Origin of the sequence: Bacillus sp. SIMBA_008 (genome assembly GCF_046535495.1) — a bacterium.
Taxonomy (GTDB): Bacteria; Bacillota; Bacilli; order Bacillales; family Bacillaceae; genus Bacillus; species Bacillus subtilis.
In genome coordinates this window covers 1-229 of sequence record NZ_JAWRWL010001431.1, presented here as the reverse complement: position 1 = coordinate 229, position 229 = coordinate 1, and the positions used below count along the sequence as shown (strand labels likewise).

Below are 229 nucleotides of genomic sequence, written 5' to 3'. Positions count from 1 at the left end.
CGCGAGATCGACGGGGAGTTACTGCACGGCTTCTGGGCCCTTCTCGCCGGTGCGGACCCGGATCACCTGCAGCACGTCGGTGACCCAGATCTTGCCGTCTCCGATGGCGCCGGTTCGCGCCGCCTCCTCGATCGCGCGCACGATCTGGTCCGTGAAGTCGAACACCGAGTGGATCAGTTCGCGATCATCGTCCTCGATGAGGTCGTTGTCGGCGGCCTCATCGACGATC

General features: G+C 65.1%; 1 protein-coding gene. It reads right to left on the bottom strand.

The features are described 5' to 3' along the window. Positions 1 to 18 precede the first annotated feature (18 nt). A partial coding sequence (locus tag SB658_RS28215) for a P-II family nitrogen regulator (protein ID WP_410603917.1) occupies positions 19 to 229 on the bottom strand: 211 nt, incomplete at its 5' end.